At 61.3% G+C, this 22583-nt stretch carries 21 protein-coding genes and 1 tRNA gene; 13 read left to right on the plus strand and 9 right to left on the minus strand.

Annotated elements, in window-relative coordinates:
- Window positions 1–30: 30 nt before the first annotated feature.
- The 6 genes from L1075_RS03330 (at window position 31) to L1075_RS03355 (ending at window position 5348) form a co-directional block, all read left to right on the plus strand.
- The gene (locus L1075_RS03330; RefSeq protein WP_246939858.1) at window positions 31–783 is read left to right on the plus strand and encodes a 5-oxoprolinase subunit PxpA; all 753 of its coding nucleotides are present in this window, start codon (window positions 31–33) and stop codon (window positions 781–783) included.
- On the plus strand, window positions 764–1519 hold the full coding sequence (locus L1075_RS03335) for a 5-oxoprolinase subunit B family protein (RefSeq protein WP_246939943.1): 756 nt from the start codon (window positions 764–766) through the stop codon (window positions 1517–1519). Before L1075_RS03330 ends, L1075_RS03335 begins: the two co-directional genes overlap by 20 nt.
- A complete protein-coding gene (locus L1075_RS03340; protein ID WP_246939861.1) occupies window positions 1516–2439 on the plus strand; it encodes a 5-oxoprolinase subunit C family protein in 924 nt (307 codons plus the stop codon). The genes L1075_RS03335 and L1075_RS03340 overlap by 4 nt, the downstream gene beginning before the upstream one ends.
- A 127-nt stretch (window positions 2440–2566) precedes the next feature.
- Window positions 2567–3484, plus strand: coding sequence for a MurR/RpiR family transcriptional regulator (locus L1075_RS03345; RefSeq protein WP_246939865.1), 918 nt, complete (start codon window positions 2567–2569; stop codon window positions 3482–3484).
- Between the two features lie 46 nt (window positions 3485–3530).
- Window positions 3531–4862, plus strand: coding sequence for a pyridoxal phosphate-dependent aminotransferase (locus L1075_RS03350; RefSeq protein ID WP_246939868.1), 1332 nt, complete (start codon window positions 3531–3533; stop codon window positions 4860–4862).
- Between the two features lie 90 nt (window positions 4863–4952).
- Window positions 4953–5348 carry a DUF4168 domain-containing protein gene (locus L1075_RS03355; RefSeq protein ID WP_246939871.1) on the plus strand — a complete coding sequence of 132 codons (396 nt, stop codon included), beginning with the start codon at window positions 4953–4955 and terminating at the stop codon, window positions 5346–5348.
- 223 nt (window positions 5349–5571) lie between these two features.
- Here L1075_RS03355 and L1075_RS03360 read toward each other — a convergent pair whose 3' ends face one another.
- The 3 genes from L1075_RS03360 to L1075_RS03370 all read right to left on the minus strand — a co-directional run bounded on the left by L1075_RS03360 (window position 5572) and on the right by L1075_RS03370 (window position 7355).
- Window positions 5572–6096, minus strand: a complete 525-nt coding sequence (locus L1075_RS03360; protein WP_246939874.1) for a PRC-barrel domain containing protein — start codon at window positions 6094–6096, stop codon at window positions 5572–5574.
- A gap of 66 nt (window positions 6097–6162) precedes the next feature.
- A complete protein-coding gene (locus L1075_RS03365; RefSeq protein WP_075369904.1) occupies window positions 6163–6360 on the minus strand; it encodes a CsbD family protein in 198 nt (65 codons plus the stop codon).
- 119 nt (window positions 6361–6479) lie between these two features.
- On the minus strand, window positions 6480–7355 hold the full coding sequence (locus tag L1075_RS03370) for an AEC family transporter (protein WP_178997990.1): 876 nt from the start codon (window positions 7353–7355) through the stop codon (window positions 6480–6482).
- 264 nt (window positions 7356–7619) lie between these two features.
- Here L1075_RS03370 and L1075_RS03375 point away from each other — a divergent pair, with 264 nt between their 5' ends.
- Together L1075_RS03375 and L1075_RS03380 are read left to right on the plus strand one after the other, a co-directional pair.
- The gene (locus L1075_RS03375; protein WP_246939875.1) at window positions 7620–9293 is read left to right on the plus strand and encodes a multidrug ABC transporter permease/ATP-binding protein; all 1674 of its coding nucleotides are present in this window, start codon (window positions 7620–7622) and stop codon (window positions 9291–9293) included.
- 129 nt (window positions 9294–9422) lie between these two features.
- Complete coding sequence (locus L1075_RS03380; RefSeq protein ID WP_246939877.1) at window positions 9423–11498, plus strand: TonB-dependent siderophore receptor; 2076 nt, start codon at window positions 9423–9425, stop codon at window positions 11496–11498.
- A 204-nt stretch (window positions 11499–11702) separates the two neighbouring features.
- On the opposite strand, the gene fhuB is transcribed toward L1075_RS03380, so the two are convergent.
- The 6 genes from fhuB to L1075_RS03410 form a co-directional block, all read right to left on the minus strand.
- The gene (fhuB, locus tag L1075_RS03385) at window positions 11703–13712 is read right to left on the minus strand and encodes a Fe(3+)-hydroxamate ABC transporter permease FhuB (protein ID WP_246939879.1); all 2010 of its coding nucleotides are present in this window, start codon (window positions 13710–13712) and stop codon (window positions 11703–11705) included.
- Complete coding sequence (locus L1075_RS03390) at window positions 13705–14637, minus strand: ABC transporter substrate-binding protein (protein WP_246939881.1); 933 nt, start codon at window positions 14635–14637, stop codon at window positions 13705–13707. The genes fhuB and L1075_RS03390 overlap by 8 nt, the downstream gene beginning before the upstream one ends.
- A gap of 10 nt (window positions 14638–14647) precedes the next feature.
- Window positions 14648–15415, minus strand: coding sequence for an ATP-binding cassette domain-containing protein (locus L1075_RS03395; protein ID WP_246939882.1), 768 nt, complete (start codon window positions 15413–15415; stop codon window positions 14648–14650).
- 197 nt (window positions 15416–15612) lie between these two features.
- Entirely contained in the window at window positions 15613–17709 is a 2097-nt protein-coding gene (locus L1075_RS03400; RefSeq protein WP_246939884.1) for a TonB-dependent receptor, read from the minus strand.
- A gap of 137 nt (window positions 17710–17846) precedes the next feature.
- A complete protein-coding gene (locus L1075_RS03405; RefSeq protein ID WP_246939886.1) occupies window positions 17847–18599 on the minus strand; it encodes a 4'-phosphopantetheinyl transferase family protein in 753 nt (250 codons plus the stop codon).
- A 3-nt stretch (window positions 18600–18602) separates the two neighbouring features.
- Window positions 18603–19211 carry a hypothetical protein gene (locus L1075_RS03410; RefSeq protein ID WP_246939889.1) on the minus strand — a complete coding sequence of 203 codons (609 nt, stop codon included), beginning with the start codon at window positions 19209–19211 and terminating at the stop codon, window positions 18603–18605.
- Between the two features lie 95 nt (window positions 19212–19306).
- On the opposite strand from L1075_RS03410, the gene L1075_RS03415 reads away from it, so the two are divergent.
- The 5 genes from L1075_RS03415 to L1075_RS03435 all read left to right on the plus strand — a co-directional run bounded on the left by L1075_RS03415 (window position 19307) and on the right by L1075_RS03435 (window position 22557).
- Window positions 19307–19383 (plus strand) — tRNA-Ile (locus L1075_RS03415).
- A 431-nt stretch (window positions 19384–19814) separates the two neighbouring features.
- Entirely contained in the window at window positions 19815–20006 is a 192-nt protein-coding gene (locus L1075_RS03420) for a hypothetical protein (RefSeq protein ID WP_246939890.1), read from the plus strand.
- Between the two features lie 178 nt (window positions 20007–20184).
- The gene (locus L1075_RS03425) at window positions 20185–20427 is read left to right on the plus strand and encodes a FitA-like ribbon-helix-helix domain-containing protein (protein ID WP_035410883.1); all 243 of its coding nucleotides are present in this window, start codon (window positions 20185–20187) and stop codon (window positions 20425–20427) included.
- A complete protein-coding gene (locus L1075_RS03430) occupies window positions 20424–20861 on the plus strand; it encodes a type II toxin-antitoxin system VapC family toxin (RefSeq protein WP_246939893.1) in 438 nt (145 codons plus the stop codon). Before L1075_RS03425 ends, L1075_RS03430 begins: the two co-directional genes overlap by 4 nt.
- A gap of 496 nt (window positions 20862–21357) precedes the next feature.
- Window positions 21358–22557, plus strand: a complete 1200-nt coding sequence (locus tag L1075_RS03435; RefSeq protein ID WP_246939895.1) for an alpha-hydroxy acid oxidase — start codon at window positions 21358–21360, stop codon at window positions 22555–22557.
- The last annotated feature ends 26 nt before the right edge of the window (window positions 22558–22583 follow it).

Below are 22583 nucleotides of genomic sequence, written 5' to 3' on the forward strand. Positions count from 1 at the left end.
AAGCCGACGACAATAAAAGAGGTCACGTTCATGTCCCTTCCGCTCCTCAACTGCGACATGGGAGAGAGCTTCGGCAACTGGAAAATGGGCCTCGATGACGAGGTCATGCCCTATGTCGATTGCGCCAATATCGCCTGTGGCTTTCATGCCTCCGACCCCGACATCATGCGGCGTACCGTGGCGTTGGCCGTGCAACACGGCGTGCGTGTCGGCGCGCATCCCGCCTATCCCGATCTACAAGGCTTCGGGCGTCGCTCATTGGCTTGTTCGCCGCGCGAAGTCGAGGACATGATGCTGTACCAGATCGGCGCGCTGGAGGGCATGTGCCGCGCCGAGGGCACGACCGTGAGCTACGTCAAACCCCATGGCGCACTGTACAACGACATGGCCCGCGATCCGGAGCTTTTGCGCGGCGCCATGCGCGCCGTGCTGGCCTATGATCGCACCTTGCCGCTACTCGCCATGGCCACGGCGGACCCGGCGCCGATGCGGGCGCTGGCCGAGGAAATGGGCGTCACGCTGTGGTTCGAGACCTTCGCCGATCGAGCCTACGACTCCCAGGGACGGCTGGTGTCGCGGCGCGAGCCGGGTGCCGTCCACCATGATCGCGAGACCATCGTGGCGCAGGCGGTGACGCTCGCCAAGGGCGAAGCGCTGACCGCCAACGACGGCAGCACGCTGCGTCTAGCCGCCGATACGCTTTGCGTCCACGGCGATAATGCTGAGTCGGTGGCCGCTGTGCGCGCCATTCGTGACGCCTTCGATGGTCTGGCACGGGAGTGAGCCGGTGAGCGACCCAAGTATCGAAACGGTGGGCATGGACAGTCTCATCGTGCGCCTTTTCGACAACATCGACGAAGAGAATATGCCGTGGATGCTAGCCGCCGACCGAGCCTTGCGCGAGGCCTTCGGCGAGGCGCTGATCGATCTGGTGCCGTCCTACACCACGCTGCTGGTGCATTACGATATCCAACGCCTTGATCTGCAGGCCGCTCGAGCCCGGGTGAGCGAGGCGCTGAAAGGCCTCACGCCCGTGACGAGTGGCGAAGGCCAGCGGCATGTGATTCCGGTGTGGTACGACGTTAGTGTCGGGCCGGAGCTCGAGCGCATTGCCGAGCGTCTGGGGGGCAGCCAAGAGGACGTCATCGCGCGGCATTGCGCGCGGGATTACAGCGTCTTCGCGTTGGGTTTCGCACCCGGTTACGCCTTTATGGGGCGTCTCGACGATGCGTTGGCCACGCCGCGCCTGAAGACTCCGCGTCAGAAAGTCGCCGCCGGTAGCGTGGCCATCGCCGAGCGCCAGACGGCGGTTTATCCCACGCTCTCGCCGGGCGGCTGGAACATCGTCGGACGTACGGCTGTGGCACTGTTCGGGCGCGACCGGGAAGGCTATAGCCTATTTCGCCCCGGCGATAAGGTGCGTTTCGAGGCTATCTCCCGCGAGGCATTCATTGAACAGGGTGGCGATCCGACGCCACTGGCCGAGCGCGGCGACACCCCCACGGAGGCCCAGGCATGAAGGGATTGATCGTCGAACGTGCGGGACCGCTGGCACTGATACAAGATGGAGGACGCTTTGGGGTACGCCATCTCGGCGTGACTCAGGGCGGTGCCGCCGATTGGGTGTCGCTGGGATGGGCCAATTGGCTGCTGGGTAACGCGCCGCAAGCCCCCGGCGTGGAAATTACCGTGGGCGGCCTGACCCTATACGCTGAGGCTCCGGCGACGCTGGCCCTGACGGGGGCTGATCTAGGCGCGACCCTCGACGATGAGCCATTAGTGCCAGGGTGCCGCTTTACGATCGCTGCCGGGCAGCGCCTGGCGTTCGAGAGTCCTCGGGCCGGTCTGCGTGCCTATCTCGCCTTTCCGGGCGGACTCGATGCCACGCCGGTGCTGGGCAGCGTGGCCAGCACGGTGCGCGAAAGCCTGGGTGGGCTCGATGGCCAGGGGCGCGTGCTGACCGAAGGCGATTGCCTGACATGGTCGGGCGGTGCCGGCCCCGAGCGAACGTTGCCCTCGGGGGTGGGCACGTTACCCGGCGATGGAGAGCGCGTGACGTTGGCGCTGGTCGGCGGCGCGCAAATTGCCGATTTCAGCGGCACCAGCGTATTCGAGGCCTTCAATACCGCTTGGACAATCGATCAACGCACCGACCGCATGGGCGTGCGCCTGACCGGCCCCGAGCTGCATTATCAGGGCGAGGGAATGGTCTCCGAGGGAATTCCGCTGGGTGCCGTCCAGGTGCCCGCCGATGGGCAGCCCATCATTTTGCTCAACGACCGCCAGACCATTGGGGGTTATCCGCGACTCGGTGCGCTGACGCCGCTGGCCTGCTCGCGCTTGGCGCAATGCCAGCCGGGCACCGAGGTATGGCTGACACCGGTGGCGGCGGGGCAGGCGCGTGATGTCCACCTGCGTCAGTTGGCGTGCTGGGGCTGACGGACAATCTATAAGCGGCGAGCTCGATATTTTATTTCCCGTATTGCAAATTAATTTGCAATACGGGAGGCGGATGCCTAATCTGGAAGCAGAACCCTTTCAGGGAATGGTGTCAGGAGCCCGCCCCATGTCCGCCGAGAATGTCGACTTGCCTCCCCGGCGCTATGCCGACCTGCAACTGCTGGCGCTGCGTGCTCGACGTGGTGACGCCGCCGACCTGAAGCTTTCCGCTAAGGGACTCGCTTTGCTCGAGGCCCTATTGGCCCAGCCCGAGGCCGTGAGCCTGTCGGGTATCTCGCAATTGGCGCAGCACCACGGCGTGAACCCTTCGCGCCTGACGCGGTTGGCGCACGCCCTCGGCCTGGAGGGGTTCAAGGCGCTACAGGCGCTATTTCGTGAGGATCTTAGCGATAGCGCCTTCTATTCCACGCGTGCCCAGCGTTTGCTGGATTTCGGCGAGACGCCTCGGGCAGAAGGCGACGCGCTGTCCGACGACCGCGCGCTATGGCAGCAAGAGATGCAAAATCTCTCGGCCACCGTGGAGGCGCTGGACACGACGCAACTGGCAGCGGCAGTGGCTAGCATCCAGCGGGCCCGGCGTGTCCACGTCATCGGCCTGCGGGCCAGCTTCGGGGCCGCGCATTACCTGGCGTATTACCTGGATTATCTGCGCGATGGTGTGCACCTGGTCTCGGGACACGCCGGTGTCAGCATCGAGCAGGCATTACGGCTGGGCGAAGACGATCTAGTGATCGGCATTGCCTTTAGGCCCGAGTCGCGGATGAGCATCGACTACTGCCGGCTGGCGGTGGAGCAGGGCGCCTCGCTGCTGGCGTTGACGAACCATTCCAACTCGCAGCTGGCCGCGTTGAGCGAATCGACGCTGCTTGCGCCGGCCGAGGGCGCCTTCTTCTTCAACCCCATGAGTAGCCTGTTCATGCTCGTCGAGCTGTTGCTGTCCCGCGTGGCTCGAGAGATGGGGCATGACGCAGTGCTTGCCTTGCGTCAGCGCGAGGCGCTGATCTCGCGTCTGCACGTCGAGTGACGTGTTCGTTTACACCGCTTCTTTTGCCGCTTCTCTGGAGTTTGCCATGACCACTTCTGTCTCTGCCTCCGATGTCCCAGGGCCCGCTCCCAGCGCTGCCGAATGGCTGGACCGGGGCTACGCCGACGATCACAACGCCACCGCCGCCTCGGATACGCTCTTGATCAACGAGCAGTCGCGTCTACTCGAAACGCAGGGGCGGCGCATCACCAAGTTCGGTTTCGGCCAGTCGCCATTTCCGGTCTTTCCCCCTGCGGTGGAGACGCTGGCCGAACACGCCGCCGACAAAGCCTACCTGCCGGTGCAGGGTATGGCGGCGCTGCGCGAACAGGTGGCGGCTTTCCATCGCCACCTGGAGGGCACCGATTGGCGAGCCGAACGCGTGTTGATCGCCCCGGGGAGCAAGCTGCTGCTGTTTGCACTGATGAAGGCCCTGCCACGTGCCGAAGTGCTCATTCCGGCGCCGGCCTGGGTCTCCTATGCGCCACAAGCGCGACTCGCGGGACAGCCGGCGGTGAGGCTGGAAACAAGCTTCGATAGCCGCTGGCTGGTTACGCCGGCACAGCTCGACCGGCATTGCCGTGAGCATGGCCCGAGTCTAAGGCTGCTGATCCTCAATGCGCCTGGCAACCCCACGGGGCTGTCGTATGAGCCCGAGATGCAGCGTGAACTGGCCGCGGTCGCCAAGCGCCATGGCGTGCTGGTGCTCTCCGACGAGATCTACGGGCCGCTTCATCACCGCGGAGAACATCGTCCCTTCGCACTCGATTACCCCGAGGGTACGTTGACCACTAGCGGGCTTTCCAAGTGGTGTGGTGCCGGGGGGTGGCGCTTGGGTGTGTTGAATGTGCCCGAAGCGCTGGGCGATGCATTGTTAACGCGCTTGCTGGGGCTCGCCTCGGAAACGTGGTCGAGCGTGGCGAGTCCGGTCCAAGCGGCGGCGATCACCGCGTATAGCGTGACGCCGGCGCTGGAAGCGTATCTCGAGGCCCAGCGGCAATGGTTGAGTGCGATCGGACGCTGGTGCGCGCAACGTCTTGAGGCGGCTGGAATTCGCACGCACGCGCCGGATGGAGGCTTTTATCTGTTCCCCGATTTCAGTGCATATCGCGAGATACTACGAGCGCGTGGGATTGCCACCAGCGCCGAGTTGACCGCCAGGTTGCTCGAAGAGGCCGGCATCGCGCTCTTGCCGGGCAGCGCATTTGGCTGCGAATCGACGCAACTGACGGCGCGCTTGGCCTATGTGGACTTCGATGGCGGGGCGCTTTTGGAACGCGACTACCCCGACGATCTCGAATCGGCGATGGCCGTGCCTGAGCTTGCCACGGTGCGTCATGGAATCGAGGCGTTGGTGGCCTGGTTGAATGGCGCGTGAGCATTTACACTCTGTTACAGGAAAAATGTGAACTCACCCACTACAGTGGCGTCACAATGGCTACGCACACGCAATAACCTGGAGGTATTCATGCAACGGATCACTGCTCTTGTTTCAGCGGCTATGCTGACGACCGGAATGGTAGCGGCACAGGCCGCCATGGCACAGCAGGAAGACCCGGCAGCAAGCGGGACAACCCAGACTCAAGGTGCGTCCTCTCAAGATTTTTCTGACGAACAGCTTCAGCAGTTCGCCGATGCGTCTGAGGAAATCGCTCAAGTTTCCCAGAAGTACACCAAGCAGCTTCAGAACGCGGATGACGAAGCCAAGCAGAAAGAGCTTCGTGAAAAAGCCAATGAAGAGATGGTCAGCGTTGTCGAAGACAGCGGCATGAGTGTCGAAGAGTTCAACTCCATTGGCCAGGCGATCCAGCAAGATCCTGAGCTTATGAAGCGCGTTCAGGGCATGGTCCAAGGCCAGCAGTAAGCGAGCCAGGTATTGCGGTATCGCCGCGCTTTGCGTCGGTGCCAAGTGATATAAGCTTCGCGGAATGGGCCACCTTCGGGTGGCCTTTTTCGTGTTGGACTTTCTCAAGGACGTCTCGAGAGCGGCTCGTTAGTTCCGTTGCCGCTAAGTCGACATGAAAAAGGCTCGCCATCATGGCGAGCCTTCTCATGCCTTCACCCGTTATGGGCGGAGAGTCTGACGATCAGTCGCTGATGGCATCGCTGGCATCGTCCAGCAGGTCGGCGGTAGCCGACTTGGTGCTTTGCCAAGCGCTTTCGGCGCCTTGCTTGGTGTCTTTCCATGCTTGGCGGGCCTGCCCTTTGGCATCCTGCCACCAGTCGTTATCGTACTCAGGTAGCTTGGCGACATCATCGCGCGTCATGTCGAGCGTGACGCGATAGTCCAAGTCGTCGAGGTCATCGGCGTTCTGTGTCTCGAGGGTAAAGTTGTCGCGATCGATAACACGATGTGTATCGCCGAGGTCGAGTACGCCCCCGGTTTCGATGACCAAGGCTTGAACGCTCATGTCTTCGCCTAGCAGCACGTCCTCGACATCACCCACATCTTCATTGGGGTTTTCAGTGAGAAAGACGTCAGCATCCATCAATTCATCGGCCGAGTACAGCCCTTGAGGCTGCGTCTCGGACTGCGCGAGGGCAACCCCTGTCAGGCTCAGGCCGCCGATGAGAATGGCGGTTTGCGTCATACGATGCAGTGAATGGCGCATTGAGAAGCTCCTTCTTCGTCGGTTCTATCTATTCGATGGGTGTCGAATCGCTGGCAGGATGGGTAATTAGATCGAACGAGCCCAGTCATCGGCGCGCTTTTCGGCTTCTTCCTTGGTGATCCCGTATTTGGCTTGCAGCTTGCCGATCAATTGATCGCGCTTGCCGGCGACTTGGTCGAGTTCGTCGTCGGTCATTTCGCCCCAGGACGCTTTGGCCTTGCCTTTGATCTCGGTCCAACGGCCTTCTATCTGATCCCAATTCATGGCGGTTCCTCCTGAACGTTTGCCAACAACGCGCGCGCTTCCTGCACGTCGCGTTCATTACGAAGAATAACAGAGATGTGTGCTTTGACAATTACACGCCATGCGCCAGGGCTCACCCGCTACATGAACAGCGCCAGTAGCAGCGGCACGTAGATGAAGGCCAGTAAAGTGGAACAGAACACCAGGCTGGCGACATATTGCGGTTCGCGCCGTGAACGTTGCGCGAAGAGATAGTTGTAGACGGCCACCGGCATGCTCATTTGCAGCACGAGCACGCTCTGCGCCAGGGGCGGGAGGTTTAGAAGCCACCCCACGCCGAAGGCCACGCAAACGGCGAGTACCGTGCGTAGTAGGCTGAAGGCGAGCCCCGAGGACAAGCTGCGCACCTGTATGTTGGCCAGCGAGACGCCGAGGGTGATCAGCATCAAGGGCACGGTGAAGCCGGAGATCAACTCCACGGTGTTGTCGATCCACAACGGCAGGTCGGTATCCGTCAGCAGGATGGCCACCGATAGCAGGATGCTATACACGGTGGGCGTACGCAGCAGACTCTTCAGCGGATTGCTGCGGCTGATCATCATCACGCCGAAGGTGAACTGCACCAGGGCGACCGTCACCATCACGGTAATGGCGTAGGCGAAGCCCTCGCTGCCAAACGCATAAAGCGCCACCGGTAAGCCCATATTGCCGGTGTTGGGATACATCATGGGCGCCAATAGCACGCGCCAGTTCTTGCGCAGTAGGATCGCCATCAGCCAGGTCGCCAGCGCCATGACCAGGAGCACGCCCAGCGTGCTCAGCATGGTACGCCCGAAGGTATGGGCATCGATGTTGGCGCCGGAGAGCGAGGCGAGGATCAACGACGGCGTGCCGACATTGAAGACCAGCTTGGTGACGAAGTCGGTGGGATACGTGTATCCCAGGCGTATCCAGAAAAATCCGATACTGGCGCCCACGAACACGGGGGCCATGACAGCGAAGAGTTGGGCGAGCATGCGCGAGCCTGATTCAGGGTCTGCGTCCACGGTGCGGAGGTGGACGGGACGATGTTGAACGCGACTGTTAGGGTCGCGGAAAGTGCCATATGGGGGCTATTGTCGCCAATCGTGGTGAATCGTTGCAACGTGCATACGAAAACGAGAATCCTTTACCTTGACGTGGCGCGAGAATTGGCAAGAATCATGGGCCACGCTGACATTCATCGGCGTCGCGTATAACGCGGCGCGTCGCCACTTTCAAAAATACGTTTAGAGAATTGCATGGAACTTTTGCGCGTCGTCTATCGCGATTACCGCTGGCCGTTCATCGGCGTCATGGTGTTGAGCCTGGCCAGCGCGGGGCTCGGTATCGGGGTCATCGCCTTCATCAACCAGTACTTGATCGAGGCCCAAGGCGACCCGCTACTGGTGCTACCCCAGTTCCTGGGGCTGATCGCCTTGCTGCTGGCGGTCACGCTCGGTTCGCAATTGGCGCTGACTGTGCTCGGCCACCATTTCGTCTATCGACTGCGCGGGCGTCTCATCAAGCGAATTCTGGATACCGACATCGAGCGTATCGAGCGTCTGGGCAGCGCGCATCTGCTGGCAAGCTTATCCAGCGACATTCGTAATATCACCATCGCCTTCGTGCGACTTCCCGAGCTGGTACAGGGTGTGATCCTGACACTGGGCTCGGCTGCTTATCTGGCCTGGCTCTCGCCGGGGATGCTATTCATCACTGCGCTTTGGGTGGCGGTGACCGTGGTGGGGGGTTGGTATCTGGTATCGCATGTGTATCGCCATTTGGGGCAGGTGCGCGAGACAGAGGATCGGCTCTACAAGGATTACGAGGCGGTGATCGACGGTCGCAAGGAATTGGCGCTCAACCGCGACCGTGCCAAGACGCTGTACGAGGATGTCTACGAGCGCGACGCCAAGGCCTATCGGCATCACATCATCCGCTCTGACACCTTCCATCTGAGTGCGGTGAACTGGTCGAACATCATGATGCTGGGCGCCATTGGCATGGTGTTCTTCCTCGCCAATGGTCTCGGTTGGGCCAATACCAACGTGGCGGCGACCTATTCGCTGACGCTTTTGTTCCTGCGTACGCCCCTGATTCAGGCGGTGGGGGCGTTGCCCACGCTGCTCAGTGCCCAGGTCGCCTTCGATAAGCTCAAGACGCTGGCGTTGACCGAGTATCGCGCCGAGTTCGGCGAGAGCGCCGCGCACGGCGACTGGCAGACACTGGAGCTGCGCGGCGTGACCTTTGCCTATGCAGCGGGCGAGCATGGCAAGGGATTCGAAGTGGGGCCGGTCGATCTCACCTTATCGCGTGGTGAACTGGTGTTTCTGATCGGTGGCAACGGCAGCGGAAAATCGACGCTGGCGCGCCTGTTGACCGGGCTCTACCAGCCCCGCAGCGGTGAAATTCTCATCGATGGCGCCCCGGTGAACGAGGCCGGCTGGCAGGCGTTTCGTAGCCGCTTCGCCGCCGTATTCACCGACTTTCATCTCTTCGATCAGGTGATCGGCCCTGATGGCGAGGCACCGGACACGGCCCTGGCCGACGCCTGGATCGCGCGCCTGGGCATGGGCGAGAAGCTGCATTTCGATGGGTGGCGGGTGACCGACACGCAGCTCTCCCAGGGGCAGCGCAAGCGCCTGGCGTTGCTGCTGGCGGTGGCCGAGCAGCGCGATATCCTACTACTCGACGAATGGGCGGCGGACCAGGACCCGCAGTTCCGGCGCATCTTCTACCGCGAGCTGCTGCCCTTGCTGCGCGAACACGGCAAGACCGTCTTCGCCATCAGCCACGACGATCACTACTTCCAGCACGCCGATCGACTACTGGAAATGCGCGCGGGGCAGTTGAGCGAACTGACCGGCGAGATGCGCGAGCGCGTCAGCCGCGACGCCGTGGCACGGCTCGAGAACACATCAGGCGAGGTGTGATGGCGAGCAGGGGCAGCGTTGAACGTTCGTCATTGTGAAAACAAATCACAATTCTTATCATATGCGATAGGATTTGCTTGACGCGTATGCTCCCGGCCGTCTGCTAATAAAATGTCACAAGGAAACCTCATGTCCCGCTCCCGCCCCTCACCTCAACCTTTCAACGTGCTGTCGTCACCGGCCCGCCGCGTGGCGATGGCAACGCTGCTGCTCGGCTGCCCGCTAGCGGTGCAGGCACAAGACGACGTCCCCCAGAGCGATACCGTGGTCGTGACCGCGACGGCGCTGAAGGTTGCCATGCCGCTTGCCGAGACGCCGCGTTCGGTATCCAGCGTGAATCGTGAAGACCTCGATGAACGTAACGTCCAGAGCCTCGACGAAAGCTTCCGTTATCGCTCCGGTGTGCTGTCGGGTCATTTTGGTGCGGATAACAACACCGACTGGCTCAAGGTGCGCGGTTTCGATCAGGCGACCTATTTGAATGGATTGCGTCTTTACTCACCTGGGTATTACAAATGGACGCCCGAGCCTTATGGCTTAGAGAGTGTCGATGTCTTTAAAGGGCCAGCGTCGATTCTCTACGGCGAAGCACCCTCGGGTGGGATAGTCAATGCCGTCAGTAAACGTCCCACCGCCGAGAAGCGTGGTGAGATCGAGATCCAGGCCGGTAACCGTAATCACCGCCAATTCGGAATCGATACATCAGGACCCGTCACCGAAAGCGGTGATGTACGCTATCGGATGGTGGGGCTATATAAAGAACGCGATGGTGATTTGAATGACACGGATAACGAGCGTGTCTACTTCGCGCCGAGCCTCGAGTGGGATATCTCCGATGACACCCAGTTGACTGTGCTGGCCAGTTATCAGAAGGACGACGGCGTCCCTGAAAACCCCTTCAAACTAGCTTACAGTACGCTGGAAGATACCCCCTATGGCAAAGTCGATCCCGAGACTAATTACGGTGCTTCGGACTACGATAAAGATGAGCATACCCAGTTCGGTATCGGTTATGAACTTCAGCATCAGCTCGATGACACTTGGAAGTTCGAGCAAAACTTTCGTTACAGCCACTTAGATCTGGATCTGCGTAGTACGTACCTGATGTCGTATCGCAATGATGATCGGACGGCATATCGTGGCCATCTGCAGCGTGACGGTGAGATTGACAGCTTTACCATCGATAACCGTATGGTTGGCAAGTGGTATACCGAACGCACGGAAAATACGCTGCTGTTCGGTGTCGACTATCAGGACCTGAGCCTTGATGGCAAGGAATATGACAATTACACCTACGATACCGTCGATATCTTCAACCCTAACACGACCGCTACGCCGGTACCTGACAGCCAACTGATAGGCCGGCAGATCGATAAACAGCAGCTTGGCGTTTATGTACAGGACCAACTGCGCATCGATGATCGCTGGGTGCTGCTGGGCAGTGTTCGTCATGATAGTGCCGATGTGAAGAATACGAATCAGGATTCGGATGTCACAGTCGATGAGACCCAGTCCGAGACCTCCTTCTCCGGCGGCCTGATGTACTTAGGTGATAACGGGGTGAGCCCGTATCTCAGCTATACCGAGTCGTTCAGGCCGCAAGCTCAGACTGACGCTCAGGGTGCGGTTTTCGAAGAAATCGAAGGTAAACAGTGGGAGGCGGGGGTTAAGTACGCGCCTTCTTCCTGGGATGGTTACGTGAGTGCGGCGGTGTTTGACATCGAAGAATCCAACTCCTTTGTCACCCAGCCGACCGGAGATCAACAGCAAGGCGGTGAAACGACTTCTACTGGGTTTGAACTCGAGGGCGTGGGCTATCTCACGGATTCACTCCAGTTGACGGCCGCATATACGTATACGGATGCACGCAACCAAAGTGACCAGCGCAAGGAACTTATCCCGCGTCATCAGGCTTCCGCGTGGCTGGATTACGACTTCACCAAAGGAGCCGTTAAAGGGCTGAAAGTGGGTGGCGGTGTGCGCTACGTGGGCAAGTCCGTGGCTAGCCCGGGGAGTAGCATCGATAGTGACGTGCCGTCCTATACTCTGTATGACGCCATGGCAAGCTACGACTTCAATACGCACTGGACTGCTCAGATCAATGCCAATAACCTCACCGATGAAGAGTACGTCGCCAGCTGCGACTATTACTGCTACTACGGCGAGTCGCGCAGCGTGATCGGCAGCCTCAAGTATCGTTGGTAATCCAGGCGTTATAAGAAGTCAGAGATAAGCTGAAAGAAAGTAAAGCAAAGTAGAAGAAGAAAATGGCCCGGGGGCAGCTCATGCTCCCGGGCCATTTTGTTTGATCGTCATATTTCACATGCCGAGACTATTGTCTTCCATCTTCCATCTTCCATCTTCCGTCTTCCGTCTTCCGTCTTCCGTCTTCCGTCTTCCGTCTTCTTCCTACAGCCGCCGCAGCGTCCACATGAAGTAGGCGCCGCCGAGTAGGGAGGACATCAAGCCGGCGGGAATTTCCTGGGGGAACAGCCACTGGCGTCCCAGCCAGTCGGCCAGCACCATCAAGAGCGCCCCCAGCAGGGCGGCGGCGAGCAGGTGCGCGCGTGCTCGCGCCGCGCCGAGCAGGCGTGCCATGTGCGGTGCGAGAAGGCCGACGAAGGAAAGCGGCCCGACCACCAGGGTGGCGGCGGCGGTGAGCAAGGCGACGACGCCCAGCAGCGCGAGACGCGCCCGGTCGACATTGACGCCCAGCGCGCGGGCGCTGGAGTTGCCCATCGGCAACAGGTCCAGCCAGCGCGATAGGCATTGCATCGCGAGTGTCAAGATCACGGCGCTTGCCGCCACGGCGACGGCCAGCACGGTGTCGACGTAATAGGTCGAGCCGGACATCCAGGCGAGCAGTTGCTGCGTGCGCGGGTCGCCGTTGGCCAGCACGATGCTGCGCAGGGGGTCGAACAGAGCGGTGATGGCGATCCCCGTCAGCAGCACGCGCTCCGGTTGAAAGCCGCTGCGGCGGTTGATCAGCAGCAGTACCCCGAGCGTCGCCAAGGCGCTCAGGGTGCCGGCGATCAGTAGCATCGGCAGGCCCACACCGGGCACGAGCATGACCACACCGATCAGGCCGATGGCGGTGCCGCCACTGATCCCGACGACTTCCGGACTGGCCATGGGATTGCCGGTGACGCGCTGGATCAGCGTGCCGGCCAGGGCCAATAACGTGCCGGCACCTGCCGCTGCCAGGGTGCGCGGCAAGCGCCATTCATGTGTGGCTTGCCAAATTGCCCACGAGGGCCAGGCCCATCCCTCGCTATTCTGGCCGAGCAACAGAGAGGCCGCGAGCGCGACCGTGAGTGCCAGCCCCAAGGCCATCAGCAAGCGGCCGGGATGCCGACGACGCGGCGCCGTCAGCATGGGCGCGGCATGTGGGCGATCACCTCCCAGCTTGAGACGCGGAATCAGCCATAACAGCAGCGGCGCCCCCAGGGCGGCGGTCGTCGCACCAGTGGGGATCATGGTCGGTAGCGCACCGGAAAACCGCTGCAAGAGTTGGTCGGTCGTGGTCAGCAGCAAGGCGCCCAATATCGGCGCCCATAGCAAGCGCTGGGGCAGCGTGCGCGCGCCCAGCAAGCGGACGATGGCCGGTGCCGCCAGGCCAATGAAACCAATGATGCCGATCACGCTGACCACGCAGGCGGTGATGAAGACTGCTAGCCCCAGGCTCATCAGGCGCAGATGCTTGAGCGAGACACCCAGGCTGCGGGCGTTGACGTCGTCGAGCTCGAGGATCGCCAGCGGGCGCAGCATGAGCCCGGCCAGCACCAGCGCGATGGCCAGGCGCGGGAGCAGATAGAGCACGCCGTCCCAGCTGTTTTGCGAGAGCGACCCCGCGCCCCACACCATCAAGCCTCGCAACTCTTCCTGGTGAAAGAGAATCAGCGTGGTGCTGACCGCGCCCAGGTAGAGATTGACCACCAATCCGGCGAGTACCACCACCATGGGCGCGAGGCCGCGTCGCCACGCCAGGGCGAACACCAGCCCCATGGCCAGACCGCCGCCCACCAGAGCCACCCATTCGCGGCCGAGAACGAGCAGCCCCGGCGCGAACAGCGTGGCGAGCAGCAAGGCAAGTTGTGCACCCGTCGCGACGCCAAGGGTCGTGGGCGCGGCCAGGGGATTGCGCAGCACTTGCTGCATCAAGACCCCGGCGATGCCCAGGGCGCCACCGGCCAGCAGGGCGATCGTCCAGCGTGGCAGCCAGCTGTAGTGCGTCAGTAGCTGATCGATGTTGCCTTCGTCGGGGGCGAACAGCGCCTGCGCCCACTGCGCGACGGGCAGTTGCGTTGCCAGTGAGAGACCGCTCAGAGCAAGACACACCAGCGCGAGCAGTGTGCAGAGACGCGCAGGGGTCAGCACGAAATGCGGGAACGGCAAGGAACGGGAGATCCAGTCACTCATCAGGCGTCTCATGGGTCGGCGGTGTTGCGGCCGCGTCGATGAGCGTCTGGCTAAGATGATCGGCGAAGCGTGCCGCGGAGGGGGCGCCGCCGAAACTCCATACCGGTGGCAGCGTGAGCACGTCGTCGCGACGTACGGACGGCAAGTGTTGCCACAGAGCGCTCGATTCGAGGCGCTCTTCGACGCCGACGGGCAGCGGCTCGATCACGACCAGGCGTGCATCATCGAGCTTGGCCAATGTTTCCAGTCCCACGGTGGAGAATCCCCAGTAATTGGTGTTGTCCTGCCAGGCGTTTTCCAGGCCCAGGCGCTGCATGACAGCGTTATAGAGACTATTTTCGCCGAACACGCGCACATGACGGTCGTCGACGAACTGCACGACGAGCAAGGGCCGGTCGCCGATCTCCCGGCTAGCGAGCGTTTGCCGCAAGAGCGCGAGGTGAACGTCCAGCCAGGCGAGCAGTGTGTCCGCCTCCGCCTTGCGGTTGGCAATGGCGCCGATCTCGCGGGTGGCACTTTTCAGCCGCGTCCACAGATCGCTGCCGGGGGTATAAAGCGCGACGGTGTCGGTCGGGGCGATACGTTCGAGGCTGGGCGACAGGGTGCTGAACATCGGCGAGAGCAGAATGCGATCAGGCGCGAGCTGGGCCAGCAGTTCACGGTTGGGTTGCGCACGCAGGCCGATATCGACCACGTCGTCGGGTAGCGGCGGTGCGCCTACCCATTCGCGGTAGGCATCCGTTTGCGCCACACCCACGGGCGTCACGCCGAGTGCCAGCAGCGTTTCGGCGATGGTCCAGTCGACGGTGGCGATACGCGGCGTGTCAGCGGCGCTGGCGGTATGCGGCCCGGCGAGAAGCACCAGCAATGCCAAGGCAAGGAGGTGAAAGCGGAGAGTGTCTCCGCGCATCGACAACGGCGTCACAGCGACTCCATCAATGCAGCACGGCGATGGGGTGCTCGCCGCCGGGGTGGGACATGACCCGCATGGGGATGCCGTAGATGGCTTCCAGGGTGGCATCGCACATCAAGTCGCTGGGCGCGCCTTGGGCAAGCACTTGCCCGCTGTGCAGGGCGATCAGATGATCGCAATAACGCGCCGCCATGTTGACGTCGTGAAGGACGATGACGACGCCTAGCCCCAACTCACGACACAGTGATCGCACCAAGGCCAGCACTTCCACCTGATGGGCGATGTCCAGCGCCGCCAGCGGTTCGTCCAGCAGCAGAAACCGGCTTTCCTGGGCCAGCAGCATGGCGAGCCACACCCGCTGCCGCTCGCCACCGGAGAGCGTATCGACCAGCCGGTCGGCGAAGGCTTCGGTGTGGGTCAGCGCGATGGCGCGATCGATCTGCGTCTTGTCCTTATCGTTGAGACGCCCCAGAAGGCCATGCCAGGGATAGCGTCCGAAGCCCACCAGCTCGCGGCCGGTGAGGTTGTCGGCGCCGGGCAGATGCTGGGGCAGATACGCCACGTGGCGAGCGAACTCGCGTGTGCCCCAGTCGGCTAGAGGGCGCTTGTCGAGGCGGATCTCGCCTCGGCTCGGGGCTTGCTGCTGCGCGAGAAGCTTGAGCAGGGTCGACTTGCCCGAGCCATTGTGGCCGATCAGCCCATACACCTTGCCTTCCTCGAAGGCGAGGTCGGTGGGGTGCAACAGGCACTGGCCGTTGACCTCGAAGCTGGCAGCGTCGACGTTGAACATCAGGTGGACCCCAAGCGGGAAAAGCGTAGGGCGCAATCGTAATTCAAATAAGAACGGTTATCAAAACTCTCGGCGCCGTCATGACGCGGGGTAAGCGTAGTGAAACGGCCCGCCTGGGCAGCGGGCCGTCGTGAGCGTGCGGTCTTGAGATGTAGTGGTCTTGAGGTGCAGTGGTCTTGGGAAGCGGCGCCGAATGCCTAGTAGGCGTGCGACCAGGTCAGAGTATAGGTGCGCCCACGTCCCTGGAGATCCCACAGGGATTGCGCGTCATAGGCTTCATAGAACACGGCGGCGCGTTGCCCCCAGATCGTCACGTAGCTCTCGTCGAGCAGGTTTTCGACGCCCAGGCTGAAGGTGCCGTAGGCCGTGTCCTGGCTGGCGGTGGCATCCACCGTGGTGAAGCCGTCGATCTCGTTGCCCGAGGCGTCGTCGATGCCGAAGGCACGGTTGACCTGCAGGCGCGCGCGGGTATCGACGTCCGACCATTCGCCATACAGGGTGGCGGTGGGCAGGCTGGCCTCGGTGACGCTGGTATCGACCCATTCACCGCCGACCTTCTCCTCGGACTTGACCCAGTTGAAGGCCGAGCCGAACAGCCAGTTGGCGCCGACGAAGCGTTCGACCTTGCCTTCCAGGCCGTACGTTCTCACGTCCTTGTCGATGGTGGTCACCCCGATCTCGAGTTCGCCATCGTTGGTATAGAGATAGTCGATCGCCTTGTCCGACCAGCTGTAATACGCGGCGATCTGCGATTGCCAATCGCGCCCGGTGAGGCGCCAGCCGGCCTCGAGCTGCTGGGTCTTGATGCCGTCCACGGGGTTGTCGGAGATGTCGAAGCTGACGTCGCGATACGCCTTGGCGATATCCGGAATCTCGAAGCCCTGGGTATACGCCAGCCAGGTCTGCTGCCCGTTCTGGAAGTCGTAGAGCGCCTTGAGATTGAACAGCGAGACGTCGTAGTCGTTGGAGCCGCCGTCGTTGCCGCCCTGAGGCTCGACCTCGACATCGGTTTGCTCCACCCGCGCGCCGCCGGACAGCTGCAGGTTCGAGGTGAGCTGATAATCCGCCTGCACGAACGCGGCCAGGGTGTCGGCCTGGAACGACGGATAATACGGGTCGAGCACGTCGGTCCGGTCGAGTTCCAGGCCGCCCTCGGAAGGCGCCAGCGTATAGCGCTTGGAATCGAATTCCTCCCGCGAGGCGTCGAGCCCGTAGGTCACGCTCAGCGGGTCGCTCGGTGATGCCGTGAAGACCGCCTTGGCGCCGGTCAAGTCGGTGTTCTGTTCCGAGACGGTGAAGGTGCTGCCGCCGGGGAACGGGTTGAAGACCGAGGACTCTTCGCGGTGGTAGGCCTGGAAATAGAAGCGCTGGCCGAGCAGGGCATCGTGATGGTAGTTGGCGTTGAGATACAGCCGCTCGGTCTCGGGGTCGACGTCCGAGTCGTAGCCGTCGCGGACCTCGCTGTTCTGGATCTTGTCCGAATATTCCGCGCCGCTCTCGTAATTCGGGTAGTAGAGCCCCTTGTCGCCCACGTAGGAGGAGTCGTAATACTGGGCGGTGATATCCAGGCGCTCATGATCGCTCAGCTTGGCCTCGATATTGCCCATCAGGTCGACGGAGCGGTTTTCCTGGAGTCCCGTCTGGGCGATGTCGGGCTTGATGATGTCCCCGTCGGCATCGTAGAACGAGCCGTTTTCCTGCACCGCCACGGCCAGTCGCCCCTGAACGCGCTCGTTGCCGCCCGAGACCGATTGCGCGGCGCGCCGAGACAGGTCGTCCGAGGCATTGAAGCCGCTGGTGAGGCCCAGCTCGCTTTCGAAATGCGGGCCGCCTTGCTCACCCTTCTTGGTGATGATGTTGATGATGCCGCCGGTGGCGCCGCCCCCGTAGAGGCTGCTCGCGCCGGAGAGCACCTCGATGCGCGCGATGTTGAAAGGATCGATGGAATCGAACTGACGCGACAGACTGCGCGAGTTGTTCAACGACACACCGTTGATCATCACCAGCGCATCGCGGCCCCGGAAGTTCTGGGCGTAGCTGGTGCGATTGGTGCTCGAACCGAAGTCGAACCCCGGAATCAGCCGCCCCAGGGCTGATTTCAGAGATTGTCCCGAGCGCAGTTGCTGCTGGATCTGCGCTTCTTCCACGATCCAGACCGCCCCGGGGATCTGACTGATCTCCGTAGGCGTGCGCGCGCCGACCACCACCATGGTGTCTTGTGCTTCCTGTGCCTGGGCATTCAGCGCCACGCCCCCAGTGGCGATGACCAGGCCGAGTGAGAATGTCTTCTTCATGGCGATACCCTTGATATTGAGTGTTATTCGTATGCGCGTGACAGCATACGCATGCGAAATCAAAACTCAACGATAATCATTATGATTAGAGAGGGTTCAACAAGGAGGCAGGCAGGTGGCGTCAGGCTCAGGCTAGCTCAAGGATGCCCGGGGCACTCATGCTCGTTGGGTAACGCGATCACACTCAAGAGCCGGCGTGGATCCGCCACGTACTGGCCATGGCACGGCGTGCCGGCGGGCCAAGCAGGGGCGAGTGTGGTGAGCAGATGAAGCGTGACGCGGCCTTCCTCGGGCTGCCAGTCCGCGAGTTCGGCATCCTGAAAGTAAAAGCGTCGCTGCACTAGCGGGAACAGTGCCTTGAACAGGCTTTCTTTACAGGAGAAAACTAGGGTGGTGAACAATGCCTGATCCTCGGCGGGGAGCCGGTCGCGCCAGTCGCGTTCCCGGGGCGTGAGAATCTGCGGCGAGAGACGCGTCGCGCGTGCCGCCGGCATCAGTGTTTCGGCATCCAACCCCAGCCCCTGCCAATGGCGAGCCGGCGCCGCCAGGGCGGCGGCGAAACCGGCACTGTGCGTGATGCTTCCGACTGTGCCCGCTGGCCAGCAAGGCGCCCGTGTCTCCGCGATTCCCGGCACTTCGGCATGGCCCGTCACGGCGCGCAGGGCATCGCGAGCGCACAGGCGTCCGGCGAGAAATTCCGCGCGGCGCTTGGCAATGGCCGAGCTAAGCCCTGTTGGCAGGGCGATGCCGTGCTCGGTAAAAGTCGCTTCGCATATTGCGTCTGCCGTGAAATTCACCCCCCGCCAGGCGACATGGGGTAGCGTATGCGGCCAGGGCCACGCCTGCTGCCAGTCCTGACAGCCGGCGGGGAGATCGAGCGTTTCCTGCATGCGTCAGCGATCCACCAGCACAGCGTCGAGTTCGATCGGCACTTCGTCGTCGATCTGCTGATAGCCGAGCAGGCCGAGCACCGTGCGCGCGGTCTGGTTCTGCATGATGACCTGGCCATCCAGGGCCACCGCCTCGGCATTGCGCACGCGTATTTCGTCTTCGCTCTCACGCGTGAAACGCACCTTCAGCGGCTCCTGCTGCGAGGCATCACCATCCTTCACGCTGAGCATCAGCGTCTCGGTACGGGACTCGCCGACGGGTAGGTTTTCGAGCACGCTCGGGTCCAGTTGCGTGACCACTGTGGTCAGCTCGGTATCCGACAAGCTCTCCATCCACGGCGGGAGGTCTCCCAATTGATCCAAGACATCGGTTTGATTGAGCCGTACGGGCAGGCGCAGTGTGCCATCCTCGGCGATATGGCCGTTCATGCGCTTCAATGCATGGCGATGTGCCACCGACTCGCCGGACGACGTGATCTCGGTGATCGTCGCCTCGACGCGTGACTTCTCTGGATCCAACTGCCAATCCGCCTGCGCCACGCAAGGCAGCGCGACCACGCCCAATGCCGCCGCCCAAGCAACACGACGCACCATTCGCTTCATCTGATACATCACCAAACCCTCCATGGGATGGAATTACATTCCAGGGGCCAATCACCCCTAGTCTCGTTTATCGGCTTCCGCTATGATACTGCCCCGTTGCGATAGGGCCTATAGCTCAGTTGGTTAGAGCAGGGGACTCATAATCCCTTGGTCGGCGGTTCGAGTCCGCCTGGGCCCACCAAATGCTTTGATAGTCGACTGACGTACTGCCTGGCCTATAGCCTAGAATTGACCGTACGAATACAGGCTAGCTTGGACACTTCTTGTATGTGCCCATTCAGGAGGGATGCGCAGTGGCCCATAACGTTCGTAGAGCGACTTGTTGGATTGTTGCGGGGCCCAATGGAGCGGGCAAGACAACCTTTGCTCTTAACTATCTTCCCCACGTGGCCAATTGTACTCGCTTCATCAACGCAGACCTTATTGCTGCGGGTCTTTCCCCGTTGGCTCCAGAACGTGAACTCCTTGCTGCTAGCCGTATTTTCCTTCAAGAAATTGAAGAAGCCATTGGTATATCGGTGGGGCGCCGGAACCTGTATTTGAACAGTGCGGTGCAGATCGGCAAGTTCTTAATGAAAGGCTGTTTAATGTTCTCACTCGGGAGGCGCGATCATGACTCAGCTCACACCTGATACTCAGGAAATGTTGGATAGCCTCCGTGCTGCTGTGTCGGAGACCTTGGAGCGCAAGCAGCGTTTGGGTCACTATGCTGTTATCTGGCAGGACGATAAGCCTATGTTAATTGGCGAAGACGCCCCTGATCAGGTTGATCGACAATCACCTGGCGGCCAGGCACTGGACTGATTTCTTTCCAAGTGTGCAGTTTCGCAGCGCGTCGGCATCTATTTTGCGCGACACTCAAAGGCTGCCACTAGCCACTCATCTCCTACCATAGAACATCGATCATGCCTCCCGTCGAGCAGGTTCTTTTAACAGTTTGGTGCTATCATTGATTGCATTGAGATCGTATGGAGAGGCTAGTATGGCATCGATCACGATTCGCAATTTGGACGAGCAAATAAAGGCTCAGCTTCGTATGGAAGCGGCCAAGCATGGCCACTCCATGGAAGAGGAGGTGCGTATTATTCTTCGCGGCGCCTTGAACCAGCCTCAAAAAGGGGGATTAGGCAGCCGTATACGAGAGCGCTTTGCAACAGCGGGAGGTGTCGAGCTGGAGATGCCAGCCAGGTCTGACAAGCCTCGCGCTCCGGACCTCGACGTATGATCGTCCTGGATACCAATGTGCTATCAGAGCTTATGCGGCCCACACCAGACGCGTGCGTTGTCGACTGGTTGGATAGCCAAGATGCGAGTGAAGTGACTATTACCGCTATTACCGTGGCGGAAATACTCTATGGCATCGAGCGCTTGCCCAGTGGCAAGCGCCAACGCCGTTTCGCCGCCATGGCAGCAGCGATGTTCGAGGAAGATTTTGCAGGCCGCATTCTGCCGTTCGATGAGGTGGCGGCGGTGCACTACGCAGAATCAGTAGCAATCAGTGAGCGTGCAGGCAGGGTGGTGCATACCGCTGACGCTCAAATCGCCGCGATCTGTCGGCAGCATCACGCGACGCTGGCGACACGCAACGTGAAGGACTTCGAGGCGCTTGGCATCGATATACTCAATCCGTGGGAGCATCGCTCAGTGCCAAGACCTTAAACGCCGGGGTGCTCTCTCCTGACCTGCACGCCTCGACCTCCCTGTTCATCGCCAGCACAAGCGCCAGGACGTTCGTGTTTAGACAAAAGTCTTTCTAGGCGTTCCATATAGTGAATACTAGTATATTAGAAGGCTCCGTAGAGAGCCTTCGATGCCAGCACCTGTATCAGCGAACGGGGAGCACAACAAATGACATACTCACTCTCAGCCATCATAAACCGCGCTCTGGTTGGTTCACCGGGGCCAATAGTTTTGTCTTGATGGCCATTCCTTTTTCATCCTGGCCGGCGTGATCTTTGCTGGGTTATCCAGCTCCGCCGTTGCGATACCGCAGTGCTGGGGTCGATTCCTATTCCCATGGCTTCTGCGGTCACGGTAGAGCAAGCTCCCACCCAGATTGTAGGAGGGCTTACGAGCATTGCGGATAGCCCGACACTGATTCTCTTCCCCGAGATCGTGACCTATCCCTTAAGTATTCTTGAATGATGGAGCTGACATGAAAAGAAGCATGCCGCGCAGACGGCGCTACGATCAGGCACTGAGCATCGCGGAGCTTGCCGAGATCGCACGCCGGCGACTTCCGAACTTCGTCTATGAATACATTCATGGTGGCGCCGACGACGAAGTCAGCCTGCGCAACAATCGGGCCGTCTTCAACCGCTACCGGTTCACGCCCAAGACGCTGACCGATGTCAGTCAGCGGGATCTCGGCCGAGACCTGCTGGGCCACAGGGTGAGCATGCCGGTCGTGATCGGGCCGACGGGGTTCAACGGCATGATCACCCAGGACGGGGACTCCAAGTTGGCCCGGGCTGCGGCGGACCGGGGGATTCCGTTCACGCTGAGCAATGCCTCGACCGAGCCGCTGGAGGAGATCGCCAAGGTCCCCGGTGGATGGCCATGGATGCAGATCTACTTCTATCGCGACCATGACTATGTGAAGAACCTGGTCGACCGCTGCCGGGCGTCGGGTTACGACACCATCGTCGTGACCACGGACAGCGCCATCTACGGCAACCGGGAGTGGGACACGCGCAATTACGCGCGCCCCTTCGTGCTCAACTGGCGCAACAAGCTGCATGTATTGAGCAGGCCCGGTTGGATGAAGGATGTGCTGTATCCGCATGGCGTGCCGACTTTCAAGAACCTGGGGGATCTCCTGCCGCCCGAGGATTCCTCCGTGCAGGGCGCGGCCGCCGAGATTGGCAAGCACTTGATGCCTTCCCTGAACTGGGAGGACATTCGCTGGCTGCGGGACAACTGGTCCGGCAACCTGCTGATCAAGGGCATCCTGTCGGTGGAAGAAGCCCGCACGGCGGTGGAATACGGCATCGACGGCATCGTGCTGTCCAACCATGGCGGACGCCAACTGGACAGCTCCGTCTCGCCGATGGAGATTCTCCCCGAGGTCAGGGCCGCCGTCGGCGATGCGCTCACCATCTTGCTGGACGGTGGCTTCAGGCGCGGCAGCGACATTCTCAAGGCGGTGCTGCTGGGGGCGGACGCGGTGCTGCTCGGCCGCACGACCCTCTACGGGCTCGGCGCGGGCGGCCAGGCGGGCGTCGAGCATGCACTTGGCTTACTGCACAAGGAGATGGACCGTACCCTGGGGCTTCTCGGATGCAGCAACCTGCAGGAGCTTGATCGCTCCTTGATACGCGATACCTGCGCGCCGCCAACGGTTAGCCCCGCCTAGGGCGGCAGGGTAGGATGGGCGGTAAC

Origin of the sequence: Chromohalobacter beijerinckii (genome assembly GCF_023061185.1) — a bacterium.
Lineage (GTDB): Bacteria > Pseudomonadota > Gammaproteobacteria > Pseudomonadales > Halomonadaceae > Chromohalobacter > Chromohalobacter beijerinckii.